Below are 16,646 nucleotides of genomic sequence, written 5' to 3'. Positions count from 1 at the left end.
TCCTACGCCGTTGTAGTCCGATACAGCATGTGACGAAGCGACTTGGGCTTCGGTTCAACTGCTTATCCCCAGGCCTTCAGCCGGCTCCGCAACTTAGCTTGACAGCGCTTTCTAGGTAGAACATGTGAAGAAGCTAATTCGATACCACATTTGATCCACAACGTAATGACGCCGTTTGTGGGCAGCACACGCAAACTCTGCAGACGACCTAAACTTGATCTCGTGACCATACGGGTGCCGCGTCGCTCGACGATCGCCCTGGCCACAGCAGGTGCGCTTGCCTCGACAGGTACGGCCTACTTGGGGGCGCGCAATCTACTGGTCGGCCAGGCGACGCAGGCGCGCACGGTGATTCCGAAGTCATGGGACGTTCCCCCGCGCGCCGACGGGGTGTACACCCCGGGCGGCGCTCCGGTGCAGCGTTGGCAGCGCGGCATGCCGGTGGACTTGCACCTGATGATGTTCGGTGACTCGACGGCCGCCGGTTACGGGTGTACCAGCGCCGACGAGGTACCCGGCGTGCTGATCGCCCGCGCGCTGGCCGAGCACACCGACAAGCGGGTTCGGTTGAGCACCAAAGCCATCGTCGGGGCCACGTCGAAAGGCGTTGGGGGGCAAGTAGATGCGATGTTCGTGGCCGGGGCGCCGCCGGATGCGGCGGTCATCATGGTCGGCGCGAACGACATCACCGCGCTCAACGGCATCAGCCAGTCGGCGGCACGGCTGGGTATGGCGGTGCGCAAGTTGCGCGCCCGCGGCGCGGTGGTGATCGTGGGCACCTGCCCGGATTTGGGCGTCATCACCGCCATCCCGCAGCCGCTGCGTTCCATTGCGCACACCCGTGGTGTGCAGCTGGCCCGCGCCCAGACCGCGGCGGTCAAGGCGGCCGGCGGTGTGCCGGTTCCGCTGGGTCAGCTCATGGCACCGCATTTCCGGGCCATGCCGGACCTGATGTTCGCCCCGGACGGCTACCACCCCGCGGCGCCCGCGTATGCGCTGGCGGCCGAACAGCTGCTGCTTGCGCTGTCCGATGCGCTGGGCGAAAAGGGCCCCAGCCCAACGCTTGTAGCACCGGCGCGGCCCAATGTGCGCGTCCTGGGTCACGCCCATACCCGGCTCAGTGTCATGTCGCGCCTCTGGCGCCGCCCGTCGGACTCGTCATCCGCAGGGGCTGCCCCGTCGTGTGAACGAGTGGGCAGCGACTAGATTTGTCTGCGTCTTAATTGAACGCCGGTTCTACCACTCGATCCGAGGCGAGCCCGCAGCCCGAATAAAGGAGCCGTCATGCCGGAAGCCGTCATCGTCTCAACTGCCCGGTCACCGATCGGTCGCGCCATGAAAGGGTCACTGATCAACATGCGGCCCGACGACCTGGCCGTTCAGATGGTCCGCGCCGCGCTCGACAAGGTTCCGGCGCTTAACCCGCACCACATCGACGACCTCATCCTCGGGTGCGGCCTGCCCGGCGGTGAACAAGGCTTCAACATGGCGCGCGTCGTCGCGGTTGCCCTCGGCTACGACTTCTTGCCGGGCACCACCGTCAACCGCTACTGCTCGTCGTCGCTGCAGACCACCCGGATGGCGTTCCACGCGATCAAGGCCGGCGAGGGCGACGCGTTCATCTCCGCGGGCGTCGAAACCGTCTCCCGATTCGGCAAGGGGAACTCCGACTCCTGGCCGGACACCAAGAACCCGCTCTTCGATGAGGCCCAGGAACGCTCCAGCGCCGCAGCCGCGGGTGCCGACGAATGGCACGACCCGCGTGCGGACGGCAATGTGCCCGACGTCTACATCGCCATGGGCCAGACCGCAGAGAACGTGGCGATCATGACCGGCATCAGCCGCGAAGACCAAGACCACTGGGGCGTGCGCAGCCAGAACCGCGCCGAGGAGGCAATCAAGAACGGGTTCTTCGAGCGCGAGATCAGCCCGGTAACCCTGCCGGATGGAAGCACCGTCACGACGGATGACGGGCCGCGGCCCGGGACCACCTACGAGAAGGTCAGCGAGCTCAAACCGGTGTTCCGGCCGAACGGCACCGTAACCGCCGGCAATGCCTGTCCGCTGAATGACGGCGCCGCCGCGCTGGTGATCACCAGCGATACCAAGGCCAAGGAGCTCGGGCTGACTCCGCTGGCGCGGATCGTATCCACCGGGGTCAGCGCTCTATCGCCGGAAATCATGGGTTTGGGCCCGATCGAGGCGTCCAAGCAGGCGCTGCAACGAGCCGGCATGTCGATCAGCGACATCGACTTGTTCGAGATCAACGAGGCATTCGCGGTGCAGGTGCTGGGCTCGGCGCGGGAGTTGGGCATCGACGAGGACAAGCTGAACGTGTCGGGTGGTGCGATCGCTTTGGGCCACCCGTTCGGGATGACGGGGGCACGCATCGCCACCACGCTGCTGAACAACCTGCAGACCCACGACAAGACGTTGGGCCTGGAAACCATGTGCGTGGGTGGCGGCCAGGGTATGGCGATGGTGCTCGAGCGGCTGTCTTGAGTTTGGGCGTTGACTCTGCGTCTAGGGCGCAAAAGTGCGAGTAGCGCACGCCGTCAGCGCAGAGTCAAGGCGTCCCACGCTTCAATCCGCAGCGTTGACTCTGCGTCTAGGGCGCAAAAGTGCGAGTAGCGCACGCCGTCAGCGCAGAGTCAACGCATCCCATGCATGCCGAACTCGGCGGATCACGTCGTAGGGCCGGTGCCGCGAAACCACTCTGATAACGGTCCAACCGATTTTGGCGATGTACTCCTGCCGCTCGACGTCGTTGGCGAACTGCCACGGATCGGTCCAATGCTGTTCGCCGTCATACTCGACGGCCAACATGATTTCCTCCCAACCCATGTCGAGGAAGTAGCGGGGAAAGCCGTCCGCGCCCGGGACGGGGATCTGGGTACGCGGCCTCGGGAAACCGGCATCGATCAGCAGGAGCCGCAGCCAAGTCTCCTTGGGCGAGTGGGCTCCTTCGTCGACCAGATCCAGCGCCATTTCCAACTGACGCAGACCCCGCGTGTGTCGATGGTTGGCGGCCAGCTCCTGGACATCCTTCACTTTGAACCCGGTGGCTGCGGCGAGTGCATCAAGGCCGGCGACGGCCGCATCTCGCGGTCCGCGCCTTCCGATGTCGAAGGCAGTGCGCTCCGGTGTCGTCACGTGCATGCCGTCAAGCCTTTGGAATTCGTCGCTCAACAGCAGGTCATGCCGTGCTATGACGCCTTGCGGCGGTCTCGCATTGCGCCAAATCACTTCGACCGGCGCATCCTCGTCCACCCACTTGGCGCCGTGCAGCGCCGATGCTGCGGCGCCGGCTATCACTGCCTCCCTGTTCGACCAGAGCCAGGCAGCTGTGCTGCGTTGTCGCAGCGACGGCGCCATGCGCTTTTCGATGTAGACGTTCGGCATGATCGCCCGGTAGTACTTGCGCAGCTCATATCGGCTGATGTCACCGGCGGCCAGCGCCTCGCTGCCGATGAACGGTTGTTGATCCGCTCCCATGCTGGGCAATGGTCGCAGCCCACACCGACACCGCAGTTGACTCTGCATCTACGGCGCAAAAGTGCGAGTGCCGAACGCCTTAGGCGCAGAGTCAACGGCATGCGGTCGCAGCCCACACCGACACCGCAGTTGACTCTGCATCCACGGCGCAAAAGTGCGAGTGCGGCACGCCGTAGGCGCAGAGTCAACGGCAAAAAGCCCCCGCGTCGTGCGGGGGCTTTTAGCGACTGCTCGCGCTTAGTCGTTCTGGAAGTAACTGAGCAGGCGCAGGATCTCGGTGTACAGCCACACCAACGTGAGTGCCAGGCCCAGCGCGACACCCCACGCCGCCTTCTCCGGCGCCCCGGCGCGGATCAGCTGATCCGCCTGATCAAAGTCGAGCAGGAAGAAGAACGCCGCCACGCAGATGCACACCACGGAGAAGAGCACCGCCAGCCAGGGGATACCAGTGTCGTGCGGGCCGCCACGGATGCCGAGCCCGGCGCCGCCATTCACACCGAACACCGCCAGAAGGAAATTGACGAGCATGAGAACAACCAGGCCGAACCCTGCGGCGATGACCATGCGGGTGAACCGAGGTGTGACCCGGATAGCACCAGTCTTGTAGACGACGAGCATCCCGAACATCACGCCCAAGGTGCCGGCGATGGCCTGGCCGATCATCATCCCCGCGCTGGTGGACTTGACCGGGAAAGTCAGCACGAATGAAAAGGCGCCCAGGGCCAACCCCTCGAGTGCGGCGTAGCTGAGCACGATCGCGGGATTGTCCTGCTTGCGCGCAAAGATGGCGATCATCACCAAGATGAATGCGCCGAGCCCGCCTATCGCGAGAAACGGCACCGCCAGCGCGTGGTTGGAGGCCACCATGAAGAACGAGATCGCCCCAACGGCCGTCAGAACGGCCATCGTGATGCCGGTCTTGGTGACGACGTCGTCGATGGTCATCGGCCGGGTGGCTCTGGCCTCCCGATACGGGGCCTCCTGATAGGGGGCGTAAGGGTTGGTCTGATACGCCTGCATCTGGGCCGGGCCAGTGCCGAACTGCGCATATCCGCCCCGCTGTTTGGGCAGCGAACGAAATACCGGGTTACTTGTCTCCCGCACTGTCGGATCCTCTCTAGTGGCTCGAGCCGTGCGAACAACTACTCAACGATCAGCTATCCGCCTGGGTTCCTAGCTGCCTGATATTGCCGGTTTTGGATCTGATCGTCCATCGCAACAGAACCTTACCCGCGGACACTCCTTCGGCGCTGACGATCTAGATTGCTGATCAAGTGTCTTGACAGCATTTCTGGCAGCTTGGCAACCCGCTTGAGGGGAGACTAGAGCGTGACTGAGGCCGTGACCGGGGAATCTGACGAGGTCCTGACCCGAGTCGAGAATGGCATCGGCCTGATCACCCTCAATCGGCCCAAGGCGATCAACTCGTTGAACCAGACGATGGTGGAGTTGCTCAGCACGGTGCTCATCCGCTGGGCTCGTGACGACGAGGTGCGCGCCGTCGTGCTGTCGGGAGCCGGCGAGCGCGGGTTGTGCGCCGGCGGCGACGTCGTCGCGATCTACCACAGCGCCCGCAAGGACGGCGTCGAGGCGCGACGGTTCTGGCGCGACGAGTATCTGCTCAACGCCCGCGTCGGCCGGTTCCCGAAGCCGTACGTGTCGTTGATGGACGGCATCGTGATGGGCGGCGGCGTCGGTGTCGGCGCACACGGGAACGTCCGCGTGGTGACCGACACCTCTAAAGTCGCGATGCCCGAGGTCGGTATCGGGTTCATTCCCGACGTCGGTGGGGCGTATCTGCTGTCCCGGGCGCCAGGTGCGCTGGGTTTGTACGCTGCGCTCACCGGGGCACCGTTTTCCGGCGCCGACGCGATCGCGCTGGGTTTCGCCGATCATTACGTGCCGCACAGCGAGCTGGAGGCTTTCCGCGCAGCGATCGTGACCGACGGGGTATCCGGCGCCGTCGCCCACTATGCCACTGAGCCCCCGGAGAGCGACCTTGCCGCACAACGGGATTGGATCGACGAATGCTTCGCGGGCGACACCGTCGAAGGCATCGTCGCCGCGCTGCGGGAACATGGGGGGCCGGCGGAAGAGGCCGCCAATCTGATCGCCACCCGCTCCCCCATCGCGTTGTCCGTGACGCTGGCCGCGGTCCGCCGCGCCGCCAAACTGGAAACGCTGGAAGACGTTCTGATACAGGACTATCGGGTGTCGTCGGCGTCGCTGCGGTCCCACGACCTGGTGGAAGGCATTCGCGCGCAATTAGTGGACAAGGATCGCAATCCGAAGTGGTCGCCCGCGACGCTGGTCGAGGTGACCGCGGCCGACGTCGAGGCGTATTTCGAGCCCGTTGACGACGACCTGACTTTCTGAGAAAGGCACGGAATGACCGAGAGCAAGTACGAAACCATCCTGGTAGAGCGTGAGCAGCGCGTTGGCATCATCACCCTGAACCGCCCGCAGGCGCTGAACGCCCTCAACACCCAGGTGATGAGCGAAGTGACCAGCGCCGCAACGGAACTGGACAACGACTCGGACATCGGGGCGATCATCATCACCGGCTCGGCCAAGGCCTTCGCGGCCGGCGCCGACATCAAGGAAATGGCCGGTCTCAGCTTCGCCGACGCATTCGGCGCCGACTTTTTCGCCCCGTGGGGCAAACTGGCCGCCGTCCGGACCCCGACGATCGCCGCCGTCGCCGGTCACGCGCTCGGCGGCGGCTGTGAGCTGGCGATGATGTGTGATTTGGTGATCGCTGCGGACACAGCGAAATTCGGCCAGCCCGAGATCAAGCTCGGCGTGCTGCCCGGGATGGGCGGCTCACAACGGCTGACCCGGGCAATCGGCAAAGCCAAAGCCATGGACCTCATCCTGACCGGGCGCACCATCGATGCCGCCGAAGCCGAACGCAGCGGCCTGGTTTCGCGGGTGGTACCGGCCGACGACTTGATGGCCGAAGCCAAGGCCGTCGCCACCACCATTTCGCAAATGTCACGCTCGGCCGCGCGAATGGCCAAAGAAGCCGTCAACCGGGCGTTCGAATCCACGTTGTCCGAAGGACTTCTGTACGAGCGCAGGCTGTTTCACTCGACTTTCGCGACCGAAGACCAGTCCGAGGGAATGGCGGCTTTCATCGAGAAGCGGCCGCCGCGCTTCACCCACCGATGAGCGAAAGTCCTGTCGCGGCAACTGCCGAAGAACCGGCGGAGGAACCGGCCGAGACTACACCCGAGCCCAAAAAGCCTGAGCCGCAACGCGTCCGCAAGCCGTGGTGGGTTCGTCATTACACGTTCACCGGCACTGCGGTGGGGCTGATCTTCATCTGGTTCTCGTTGACGCCGTCGCTACTGCCGCGCGGTGCGTTGTATCAGGGCGTGGTCAGCGGCTGCTCGGGAGCCATCGGCTATGGCTTTGGCGTCTTTCTGGTGTGGCTGGTCCGTTACATGCGCTCGAAGGAGTCCAGCCCGCCCCCGCCGCGCTGGGCGTGGTTGCCGCTCATCGGAATCGGCGCGGTCGGCATGGTGGCAATGGCGATCTGGTTCCACGTCTGGCAAGACCGCGTGCGCGACCTGATGGGCGTCGAGCATCTGGGATGGTATGACTATCCGCTCACCGGTTTCTTGTCACTGGTAATCCTGTTCACCCTCGTCGAAATCGGTCAGTTGACCCGGCGGCTGGTCAGTTTCCTGGTGGGACAGGTCGATCGGGTCGCGCCGTTCCGCGTCTCGGCGACCATCGTGGTGGTCCTGCTGGTGACGCTGACCATCACGGTGCTCAACGGTGTGGTGCTCAAGTACGCAATGCACAAGATGAACACCACCTTCGCGCAAGTCAACGAAGAGACCACACCCGATAGCGCAGCCCCGAAAACCCAACTGCGCTCAGGAGGCCCGGGGTCGAAGGTGTCGTGGAAGTCGTTGGGGCACCAGGGCCGCATTTTCGTCGCGTCCGGCCCCACCGTCGAGCAACTCACGGCCTTCAACGGTGCCTCCGCCGTCCCGCCCATTCGGGCGTACGCGGGATTGGATTCGGCGGATGGGATCACTGCCACGGCGGAGCTCGCCGCGCAGGAGCTGCAGCGCACCGGCGGATTGCAGCGCGCCGTCGTCGCCGTCGCCACCACCACCGGAACCGGCTGGATCAACGCGGCAGAAGCCGACGCGCTGGAGTACATGTACAACGGCAACACCGCGATCGTGAGCATGCAGTACTCGTATTTGCCGAGCTGGCTGTCCTTCCTGGTGGACAAGGAGAACGCGCGTCATGCCGGCCAGGCCCTCTTCGAGGCGGTCGACAAACTGATCCGGCAGATGCCCGAAGGGCAGCGTCCCAAGCTCGTGGTGTTCGGCGAGAGCCTCGGATCGTTCGGCGGCGAGGCTCCGTTCATGAGCCTCAACAACGTACTCGCCCGCACCGACGGCGCACTGTTCAGCGGACCGACCTTCAACAACACCATCTGGAACGACCTGACAAACACCCGCGATGCCGGTTCGCCGGAGTGGCTACCGATCTACCACAACGGCGCCAATGTCAGGTTCGTCTCTCGGCCAAGCGATTTGCAGCGCCCGAACGCCGACTGGGGCCAGCCGCGAGTGGTGTATTTGCAGCATGCCTCCGACCCGATTGCCTGGTGGACACCAGATCTGTTGTTCGCGAAGCCGGATTGGTTGCGGGAAAAGCGGGGCTACGACGTGCTGCCCGAGACTCAGTGGATCCCGGTGGTGACGTTCCTGCAAGTCACCGCGGACATGGCGGTGGCCGTCGATGTGCCGGCCGGACACGGACACAAATACGTGGCCGACGTCGCCGACGCCTGGGCTGCGGTGCTGCCGCCGCCTGGCTGGACGCAGGACAAGACCGAGCGGTTGCGGCCGCTGCTGCACCCCAACGCCGAAGGGGGTTAGATCCAGCGCCGGCCAGTCGCTGCGGCGTCGGCCAGCACGCCTGGGTCGACGAAACCGCCGGCGAGCTGGTCGAGCACTCCGGCACCCGCCAGTGCGTGGTAACCGCCGATGACATCGGTGGCGCGGTGCAGGCCCAGGTCAAGCAGCGCCGCGGCGGCCAGGCTGGATGTGTAGCCCTCCGAGCAGACGACCACCCACTCGACGTCGTCGTCGACTGCCTCAGGCAACCGGGCGTCGCTGGTCGGGTCGCAGCGCCATTCCAGGACATTGCGCTCGATCACCAGCGCCCCCGGGATCTCGCCCTCACGAAACCGCTGGGCCTGCGGCCTGATGTCCACCAGCAGTGCTCCGCGCCGCAACGCGTCGGGCACCTCGGCGGCGGGGAGGCGACGGTACCGCCGGCGGGCAGCGGCCAGCACCCGGTCGATCCGACTCATCACGGCCCTTCCGGTTGGTCGGTCAGTTCGGTGCGCTCACGGCGCAGCGTATTGCGCTCGGTGACTTGGTAATACGACATTGCGGTCAGCGGCGGCGAGTAGGCGTGCACGCTCAGCGTCGGCTTTGGTGGCGCGGTAATGCGCGGCGGTTGCCCCGAAACGGGTGCCGGGACCGGCCGGGGTGCCCACACCACGTCGTGCACCCAGCCCAGCGGGAAGCCGGCCTGATCTCCGGCATCCAGGCGGCGCCGACGCAGCCGCCGGCCGTCCCAGCGGAATTCGTTGAGCGAGCCCGAGAGCACGGTCAGCGCCCCGAGCGAGCCACCGTGGTCGTGCAGCTCAGTCGAGCGGCCGGGAACCCAGCTGATCAACCAGATGTCCAGTTCGTCGTCGCCCTGGATGCGGGTGAACCAGCGCCGGTCCACCGGCACCCCACCCGCGGGCAGCAGATGGTCGCAGCGTCCGCTGAGCACATCGTCGGCCGCCTGATCGGTGGCGTTCAGCAAGTCGGGCACGCGCAGCCGGGTGGGCCCGGCAGACGGGGGCGGGGTGATCAACGGGCGCAGCGCAACCGGGGCGGTGGCAAGGGAAGACATCGGGGAGCTCCAGGGTGGACGGATCGGGCAAGCGGCGGCGCGTCAGGGCCGACAACACTCGCAAAATCCGAACTGCTCCATCACGCCCGACAGTGTTGCATAGATTGACACCGTGCGCTGGTGCCGATCCCACTCCGGGCGGTGGGTGGTGGCGGTCGTGGCTACCGGTCTGGCGGTGACCATCGCCGGCTGTTCGCAGCCCGTGGGCGGCCGGCCCACAGCCGCGCCGGCGCGGTCCTCGGTGGGCGCCGGTTCGGTGCCGCCGGATGCCATCGGAGTGTCCCCGGCCGGTGTGACGACAAGGGTCGACGTCCCCGCGGATTCGACCGAGGAAGAGTACTTCCAGGCCTGTCACGCGGCAAAACAGTGGATGGAGAGTCGGCCCAAAAACGGCGAATCGCAGCTCGAGCCTTACTTGGCGATGGTTCAGACATCGCCATCCGGCACACCGGGCACCTGGAACAAGAGGTGGGCAGATCTGACCCCGGCGCGGCAGGCGGCCGTGATCACCGCAGCAAGGGCTGCGGCCAACGACGAATGCGGCTGAGACCCCCGAGCGCATTTGCGATCACGGGTGTACAAAATTGCCGACCCGGGCCGCTGACGGCGGTTTTCGCCGCGGCAAAATGAGTGGATGGCTGGCTCACGCGGGTCGTCACCCAATCGGGTTGCCCTGGCGCTCGGCAGCGGCGGGGCCCGCGGCTACGCCCACATCGGCGTTCTCGAGGTGCTACGAGAACGCGGCTACGAGATCGTCGGAATCGCCGGCTCTTCCATGGGAGCGTTGGTCGGCGGTGTGCAGGCCGCCGGACGGCTGGACGAACTCGCCGAGTGGGCCAAGTCGCTGACCCAGCGGACCATTCTGCGACTGCTGGACCCCTCGATCACCGCGGCCGGAGTGTTGCGGGCGGAGAAGATCCTGGACGCGGTGCGTGACATCCTCGGGCCCATCGCCATCGAAGACCTCGACGTTCCCTACACCGCGGTAGCCACCGATCTGCTGGCCGGCAAGTCGGTGTGGTTTCAGCGCGGGCCCCTCGACGTGGCCATTCGCGCATCGATTGCCATACCCGGGGTGATCGCCCCGCATGAGGTGGACGGCCGGCTGTTGGCTGACGGCGGCATCCTGGACCCGCTGCCCATGGCGCCGATCGCGGCCACCAATGCCGACCTGACCATCGCGGTGAGCCTCAACGGCAGCGAACCGGGGGCCAGCCACGACGCGGAACCCGGCGCCACTGCCGAATGGTTGAACCGCATGATGCGCAGCACCACCGCGCTGCTGGACACCAGCGCGGTCAAGTCGCTGTTGGACCGGCCCACGGCCCGGGCGGTGCTGGGTCGGTTGGGTGCGGCGCTCCCGGAGTCAGATACGTGGTCTGCGGACTCCGACGACGAACAGGTCCCCGAAGTGCGCGACGAACCCGAGGAGATTCCCAAGCTGGGCGGTTTCGAGGTGATGAACCGGACCATCGACATCGCCCAATCCGCGCTGGCGCGCCATACCCTGGCGGCCTACCCACCCGATTTGCTGATCGAGGTGCCGCGGTCGACCTGCCGAAGCCTGGAGTTCCACCGCGCGGTGGAGGTGATCGCCGCGGGCCGCGAACTGGCCAGCAGCGCCCTGGACGCCCTGGAAAACGAGGCCGTGACCGAGGGCTGAATTCAGAGCGTGTCGAAAAACCGCGCGATAGCGGCTGCGGCACGGCGTCCCTGCCATCGGCCGGCCAACGCGGATTTGCCGCGGCAGGCCGGGTCCAGCGGATTGGGGCCGAAGGCCCCCAGCGAGTCGTCGTCGGCGAACACGGTGAACGCCTTGCCGCCGAATTCGGCGATCTCGGCGGCCGGCCCGGCACCGAACGGCGAAGGAGTGTCCTCGCCGGCGGGCACCAAGACCACGGCGACGTCGCAGTCGTCGGCCACCCGCAGGTTGACCGAACTGGCCACTCCGCCGTCCATGTAGCGGCGTCCCGCGATGGTCACCGGCGGCCACGCTCCCGGCACCGCGCAACTGGCCGCGACGGCGTCGACGAGCTGGACGCCCCAGTCGCGGTCGAAAACGACCAATTCACCGCTGGCGACGTCGATCGCCGTGATCCGCAGCTCCCGGTCCGACCAGTCGTGTGACGGCAACCGCTGCTCGATCACCAGCCGGCGGACCGCCTCGGGTACGGTCTGCGTCGTCAGCGCGACCGATCCGATTTGTTGCATCCGGGCATGCGGTCCTTGCGATGGCGGCCGCTCGGCCAGCGCGGTAAGGAAAAGCTCGGTGATGACGTCCACGTCGACGCCCGGATCCAATTCCGCTGAATCCTCGGCGATTTGCCGCTCGAACAACTCCTCGAGCGGGCAACCGCTGCTGATCTGGGCGGCAACCGCCGAACCGGCCGATGTCCCGACCAGCACATCCGAATCCAGCAGCCGCCGCGCGGTCGCCGGCGACTCGTCGGCAATGCCGAGCAAAACCCCTGTCTCCCAAGCGATTCCGGCTAACCCGCCGCCGGCCAGCACCAGGGCCTGTTTTGTCGTCACGCCGGAAAACCTAGTGCTGAGCCTGCTGGACAGCCGGGGTCAGCTCGTCGTGACGCAACAGCTGGCTCGGCGGGTCGGGTAACACCAGGTCGCGGGTGACGTGCAGCGCACTGTTCACGTGGACCAGCTCTCCTGGAGCGATCAGACGCCAGGCCGGGTCGTCGTCCATGCGCTCGGTCGCGAACACCAGCGAATGCCGGGTGCACAGATGATCGGATTGCGCACGAATGCGCTTGGTACGCAGGTGAAATTCGTGCTTACCCGGCGGCCGGCGCTCCAGGACGTACAGCTCATGGGTGTCCGGATAACGTAGCGCCCACATGTCGGTGGCTGTGCTCAACAATACGTTCACCGCATAAATCGGCACGTTCGCCGCCAGCCATTTCATCGCATCCACCAAACCCGTTGCCACGTCATCTTTTTGGGCGCGCACCGCGCCGGTTATCAAGGCGAACACCCGCTCGGAATCGGTCTGGCCCAATACTAGGCCGTCGGTGCCGAGCTCGCGCAGCCGCTCGTCGATCAGGTCGAGGCCTTCCAGCACGCCGTTGTGCGCGAAGATCCGGCCGTCCTGCAGGAACGGGTGGGTGTTGTGGACGTCAAGGGAGCCCGTCGTTGCATAGCGAACGTGTGCGACGAAGGTGGTGCCGGTCAGCTCGTGGGCTTCGGTGGCGAAATCGGCGTCCTGCCAGGCGGCGATGGGCTCCTTGTGCAGCCGCGGTTGACCGTTCTCATCGAAGATGCCGATGCCGGTGCCGTCCGGGTTTCGCCTGCTCTGCTCCGAAAGGCTGTCCGGTGCGTCCAGCAGCCAGAAGGTCGCGGTGCAGGCCGTCCGGCCGGCGTGCAGGCCAAAGAGTCGGCACATCGGTGTGTCAGCCCACCAGCTGCCGGGACAGCTTCTCGAGCGTCACCCGGGCGTAGCCCTGCCACATCTTGCCGAGCACCGGTAGCAGGTATGCGGCCAGATCGGACTTGGCGTGGATGGTCCACTGCCAGGTGACATTCGTCCCGGTTCCGGCCGGCGTGAAGCTCCACTTGCCGTCGATCGTGCTAACCAGCGGCGCCATCGGACCGGTGATGCCCGACAGGATGTATCCGAAAGACCGCGGCGGGTCGACGCTGGTCAACTGCTCGCGCAGGCTGCCGCCGCCGACCATGATGACCACTCGGGTCTGACCGGGCGCATCCCAGTCGCCGCTTTGCTCCCGGACTTCCTTGATCGGCGGGAATAGCCCGTACCACTGCGAACAGATATCTGTCAGCGGGATGGGCAGTGTCCTGGCGAAGGCGTCTTCGACGGTGACGGGGATGGCTCGCGATTGCTCGACGACGATGGACTTGGCCAATTGGGGACTCCCTCACGCTGCTCGCTGGTGCTCAGTCGCGCACCTCGGTCACGTCGTAGCCGTCGTCGGCGTAACGGGACCGGATGGCCTTCTTGTCGTACTTGCCCACGCTGGTGCGCGGTATCTCGTCGGCAAATGCCCAGCGCTCCGGCAGCCACCAGCGAACCACCTTGTCCGCGAGGAACTTTCGCAGATCGGCGGCGGTCACCGACGCGCCTTCGTTGAGGACGACGACGGCGAGTGGGCGCTCCTGCCAGCGCTCGTCGGGAACACCGACCACCGCCGCCTCCAGCACGTCGGGATGGGCGATCAGGCAGTTTTCCAATTCGACCGAGGAGATCCATTCGCCGCCGGATTTGATGACGTCCTTGGCGCGGTCGGTCAGCGTGATGAAGCCGCGTTCGTCGACGGTGCCGACATCGCCGGTGCGCAACCAGCCCGACGCGAACTTGGACTCGTCGCGCCCCAGGTAGTAGGAGCCGGCGATCCAGGGGCCGCGAACCTCCACCTCGCCAACGGCTTTGCCGTCGTTGGGCAGCACCCGGCCCTCGTCGTCGACGATTCGGGCTTCCACCCCGCAAACCGGCTGGCCTTGGGTTCCGCGGTAGACCCAGTGCCGCTCCGCCGGCGTTCCGGGCGGGGGCCAGGCCATGGTTGCCAGCGGAGACGTCTCGGTCATGCCCCACAGCTGGCGGATCTCGACGCCGTGTTTTTCCTCGAATGTGCGCATCAGCGATACCGGGACAGCAGAGCCGCCGCAGACCACCAGCCGCAACGACGACATGTCGTGGTCTGGATCTTTCTCCAGGTAGTGCATGACGTCGTTCCAGATTGTCGGCACCGCACCCGCCACCGTGGGCCGCAATTTTTCCACCATGTCGATCAGCGATCGGGCGTCCAGGTGGCGATCCGGCAGCACCAAGTCCGCGCCCGCCATCAGCGCCGCGTACGGCAAACCCCACCCGTTGGCGTGAAACATCGGCACGATCGGCAACACACTGTCGCTGGACCCCAGGCCCATGCCGTTGGCCGTACAAGCCGCCATCGTGTGCAGAAAACTTGAACGATGGCTGTACACAACGCCTTTGGGGTTACCGGTGGTGCCGCTGGTGTAGCACATCGCGGCCGCGGAATTCTCGTCAAGCTCTGGCCAGTCGAACTCAGTTGGCTCTTCGCTGATCGCCTCGGCGTAGCGCAGCACGTTCTTGCCCGATTCCTGCAGCGGCGCCAGATCGCCCTCGCCGACCGCGATCACGGTGTGCACGGTGTCCAGGGTGGGCAGGATCGGCGCCAGCAGCTTGGCCAGCGACATGTCGACGAGCACCACCTGGTCCTCGGCCTCGTTGGCGACATAGGTGACCTGCTCGGGGAAAAGCCGGATGTTGAGGGTGTGCAGCACCGCGCCCATTGTGGGCACCGCCAGGTAAGCCGTCAGGTGTTCGGCGTTGTTCCACATGAAGGTGCCAACCCGCTGGTCGCCGGTGATGCCGATGCGGCGCAACACATTTGCCAACTGAGCGGCTTGCTGGCCCACTTCCCGATAGCTGATCTTCCGGTAGCCGTCACCGGTATTGGTGGTGACCGTGCGTGCCCCGTGGACACCGCAGCCGTGCCGCATGATGGCGGCCAGGGTCAACGGGAACTCCTGCATCGTGCTGTACATCGATGTACCGCCTTATGACTCTCGGCGCAGCACCGCCTCATGTTCAGTCGGCCGAATGGTATCGCCGCATCGAGCCGTGAGATACGGATGCCCCCGAGAAGCGGGCTTTACCCGAACCCCGGTCAGACCAGCGCTGCCTCGTACTGCATCAGCTCGGGCATAGCCCAATCGCCGGGCTCGATGTTGGTCATGGTCGAGCCGACAGGTGCAACGGTGATGGTGCCGTCGTAGTCAGCGATGTACAGGTAGTTTCCATCCGGGCTTTCCACCAGGCACGACGGCTGAGCCTGAACCTGGATCGTGCCGATCACGTCCTGGGTGAGGGTGCACAGCACGGTGACGCCCTCATCGCCGACCAGGTAGGCGCGGTCACCGTCGCCGCTGATGGTCAGCCCGGTGAGCAGGCCGATCTCGGTGATCTTGCGGATGTTGGTGATCTTGTTGGTGCGAGTGTCGATCAGATCAAGCACGCCCCCGGCGTCGGGACCGCAACTGGCCACATAGGCGGTGGTTCCGTCGGGGCCGAGCGCGACGTCGCGGATGGGCAAGCCGATTTCGACGGTTGCGATCACCCGCGGGCCGTTGTTCTTGGTGGTCTTGCGGTGCCTGCGCCAGCGGGTGCGGGCCGGGCCCTCGTCGACGCCGGTTGCGATCACGACCAGCCGGCCTCCCGCCGGTGGGTTGGTGCCGACATAAAGGTGAGACCCGTCGGGGCTGACGCGTACGCACTGCGTGCTGGTGCCGCGAACGTCCGCGACGTCGATGGCCTCGACCTTGTCCGTCTGGGTGTCCACAACCGCGACGTCGGCGGCACGAGCATCGGTGCGGGCTGCGTAGACGTACCTGCCGTCCGGGCTCACCGCCAGGTCGCTGATGCTCATCGCCAGCGGGTAGGTCGCTTCGATGGTGTCGGTGGACATGTCGATGGCAGCGACCGAGTCATAGGCCGGCGACGCGGTACTGACGTAGGCCCGACCGGTGTCTTCGTTGTCGACGACGATCGCATACGGCTCGTCGAGGCCGTCGATGGTCTGCACAACGCGGCGGCGACTGGTGTCGATGACCGAGACCCTGTCGTGGCCGTAGTGGGTCACCAGCAGCCGCCGGCCGTCGGGGCTTACGGCGATGCCGCTGATCGGGCCGCTGCCCACCCGGATCTCGACGACCTCCGCCTCTGCCCGGACTGGATTGTGCTCAAGCACCTCGTCCTCATAACGGGCGACCTGTCGGCCGGTCACATCACTCACGTTGGCACCGCCTTTGCTGTGTTCCTCGGACGTGCATAGGGGCCGGTCCACGTCGCGACACCACCTGGTGCGACACCGGCAGCCCTCGGTCAGATTCAGCGCCGAAAACGCTGTTACGACTGCTTTGATCAACGATCCTACCGGTGCGAATTTCAGCTAAATAGAGTTTCTATCCGGCCCTGTGACATATGTTGCGTTATCTACTCAGCCTCGTCTTAAATTTCGGTAGTCGCATATTTGGGCGGCTCGCCGCTGGCAAACCGAACGTCGCTACCCAGCAGGAAGCTTGCGGTTCGTCGCTAACGGCATCACGTTTCATGATCCGGGCGGTGAAAATAAGAATCCCTTAGAATTGGCGCGCAAAAGAGGTGAAGCTCACATTGCCCGCAATCGGGCGTGTCGAAATTTCCTCGTCGTGCGGTG

16 protein-coding genes are annotated in these 16,646 nt (G+C 65.6%); 7 read left to right on the top strand and 9 right to left on the bottom strand.

The features are described 5' to 3' along the window. Positions 1 to 234: 234 nt before the first annotated feature. Positions 235 to 1,206: an SGNH/GDSL hydrolase family protein gene (locus tag AC5Y2L_RS26145; protein WP_499933227.1), complete on the top strand. Its 972-nt coding sequence runs from the start codon at positions 235 to 237 to the stop codon at positions 1,204 to 1,206. A 78-nt stretch (positions 1,207 to 1,284) separates the two neighbouring features. Beyond that, positions 1,285 to 2,502 (top strand): acetyl-CoA C-acetyltransferase, encoded by a 1,218-nt coding sequence (locus AC5Y2L_RS26140; protein WP_499933126.1) that lies wholly within the window; start codon positions 1,285 to 1,287, stop codon positions 2,500 to 2,502. Positions 2,503 to 2,640: 138 nt separating this feature from the next. Here the strand turns inward: AC5Y2L_RS26140 and AC5Y2L_RS26135 are convergent, their stop codons facing one another. Continuing rightward, complete coding sequence (locus AC5Y2L_RS26135; RefSeq protein ID WP_499933128.1) at positions 2,641 to 3,495, bottom strand: endonuclease domain-containing protein; 855 nt, start codon at positions 3,493 to 3,495, stop codon at positions 2,641 to 2,643. Positions 3,496 to 3,732: 237 nt separating this feature from the next. After that, complete coding sequence (locus AC5Y2L_RS26130) at positions 3,733 to 4,599, bottom strand: Bax inhibitor-1/YccA family protein (RefSeq protein WP_499933130.1); 867 nt, start codon at positions 4,597 to 4,599, stop codon at positions 3,733 to 3,735. A gap of 237 nt (positions 4,600 to 4,836) precedes the next feature. On the opposite strand from AC5Y2L_RS26130, the gene AC5Y2L_RS26125 reads away from it, so the two are divergent. From AC5Y2L_RS26125 to AC5Y2L_RS26115, 3 genes are read left to right on the top strand one after another with little or no spacing between them, the layout of a single operon-like run. Further along, positions 4,837 to 5,871 carry an enoyl-CoA hydratase/isomerase family protein gene (locus tag AC5Y2L_RS26125; protein ID WP_499933228.1) on the top strand — a complete coding sequence of 345 codons (1,035 nt, stop codon included), beginning with the start codon at positions 4,837 to 4,839 and terminating at the stop codon, positions 5,869 to 5,871. A gap of 12 nt (positions 5,872 to 5,883) precedes the next feature. Next, positions 5,884 to 6,666, top strand: coding sequence for an enoyl-CoA hydratase (locus AC5Y2L_RS26120; RefSeq protein ID WP_499933131.1), 783 nt, complete (start codon positions 5,884 to 5,886; stop codon positions 6,664 to 6,666). Continuing rightward, entirely contained in the window at positions 6,663 to 8,402 is a 1,740-nt protein-coding gene (locus AC5Y2L_RS26115) for an alpha/beta hydrolase (protein ID WP_499933133.1), read from the top strand. The genes AC5Y2L_RS26120 and AC5Y2L_RS26115 overlap by 4 nt, the downstream gene beginning before the upstream one ends. Here the strand turns inward: AC5Y2L_RS26115 and AC5Y2L_RS26110 are convergent. Both AC5Y2L_RS26110 and AC5Y2L_RS26105 read right to left on the bottom strand, forming a co-directional pair. Further along, positions 8,399 to 8,839 carry a rhodanese-like domain-containing protein gene (locus AC5Y2L_RS26110; RefSeq protein ID WP_499933135.1) on the bottom strand — a complete coding sequence of 147 codons (441 nt, stop codon included), beginning with the start codon at positions 8,837 to 8,839 and terminating at the stop codon, positions 8,399 to 8,401. The two genes, AC5Y2L_RS26115 and AC5Y2L_RS26110, sit on opposite strands and share 4 nt — an antisense overlap. Then, on the bottom strand, positions 8,839 to 9,435 hold the full coding sequence (locus AC5Y2L_RS26105; protein ID WP_499933137.1) for a cupin domain-containing protein: 597 nt from the start codon (positions 9,433 to 9,435) through the stop codon (positions 8,839 to 8,841). The genes AC5Y2L_RS26110 and AC5Y2L_RS26105 overlap by 1 nt, the downstream gene beginning before the upstream one ends. A 148-nt stretch (positions 9,436 to 9,583) precedes the next feature. Here AC5Y2L_RS26105 and AC5Y2L_RS26100 point away from each other — a divergent pair, with 148 nt between their 5' ends. Further along, on the top strand, positions 9,584 to 9,982 hold the full coding sequence (locus AC5Y2L_RS26100; RefSeq protein ID WP_499933139.1) for a lipoprotein LpqV: 399 nt from the start codon (positions 9,584 to 9,586) through the stop codon (positions 9,980 to 9,982). 87 nt (positions 9,983 to 10,069) lie between these two features. Continuing rightward, positions 10,070 to 11,098: a patatin-like phospholipase family protein gene (locus AC5Y2L_RS26095; protein WP_499933141.1), complete on the top strand. Its 1,029-nt coding sequence runs from the start codon at positions 10,070 to 10,072 to the stop codon at positions 11,096 to 11,098. 2 nt (positions 11,099 to 11,100) lie between these two features. On the opposite strand, the gene AC5Y2L_RS26090 is transcribed toward AC5Y2L_RS26095, so the two are convergent. From AC5Y2L_RS26090 to AC5Y2L_RS26070, 5 genes are all read right to left on the bottom strand, one after another. Then, positions 11,101 to 11,967: a patatin-like phospholipase family protein gene (locus AC5Y2L_RS26090; RefSeq protein ID WP_499933142.1), complete on the bottom strand. Its 867-nt coding sequence runs from the start codon at positions 11,965 to 11,967 to the stop codon at positions 11,101 to 11,103. Positions 11,968 to 11,977: 10 nt separating this feature from the next. Then, positions 11,978 to 12,832 carry a class II glutamine amidotransferase gene (locus tag AC5Y2L_RS26085; protein WP_499933144.1) on the bottom strand — a complete coding sequence of 285 codons (855 nt, stop codon included), beginning with the start codon at positions 12,830 to 12,832 and terminating at the stop codon, positions 11,978 to 11,980. Between the two features lie 7 nt (positions 12,833 to 12,839). Then, complete coding sequence (locus AC5Y2L_RS26080; protein WP_499933145.1) at positions 12,840 to 13,313, bottom strand: SRPBCC family protein; 474 nt, start codon at positions 13,311 to 13,313, stop codon at positions 12,840 to 12,842. Positions 13,314 to 13,344: 31 nt separating this feature from the next. Then, positions 13,345 to 14,976 carry a long-chain fatty acid--CoA ligase gene (locus AC5Y2L_RS26075; protein ID WP_499933146.1) on the bottom strand — a complete coding sequence of 544 codons (1,632 nt, stop codon included), beginning with the start codon at positions 14,974 to 14,976 and terminating at the stop codon, positions 13,345 to 13,347. Positions 14,977 to 15,098: 122 nt separating this feature from the next. Continuing rightward, a complete protein-coding gene (locus AC5Y2L_RS26070; RefSeq protein WP_499933148.1) occupies positions 15,099 to 16,223 on the bottom strand; it encodes a YncE family protein in 1,125 nt (374 codons plus the stop codon). Between the last annotated feature and the right edge of the window lie 423 nt (positions 16,224 to 16,646).

The sequence above is a fragment of the Mycobacterium sp. NGS66 genome, from assembly GCF_059812225.1.
The sequence above is the reverse complement of the archived record's forward strand: the minus strand, read 5'-3'. Positions and strand labels throughout refer to the sequence as shown.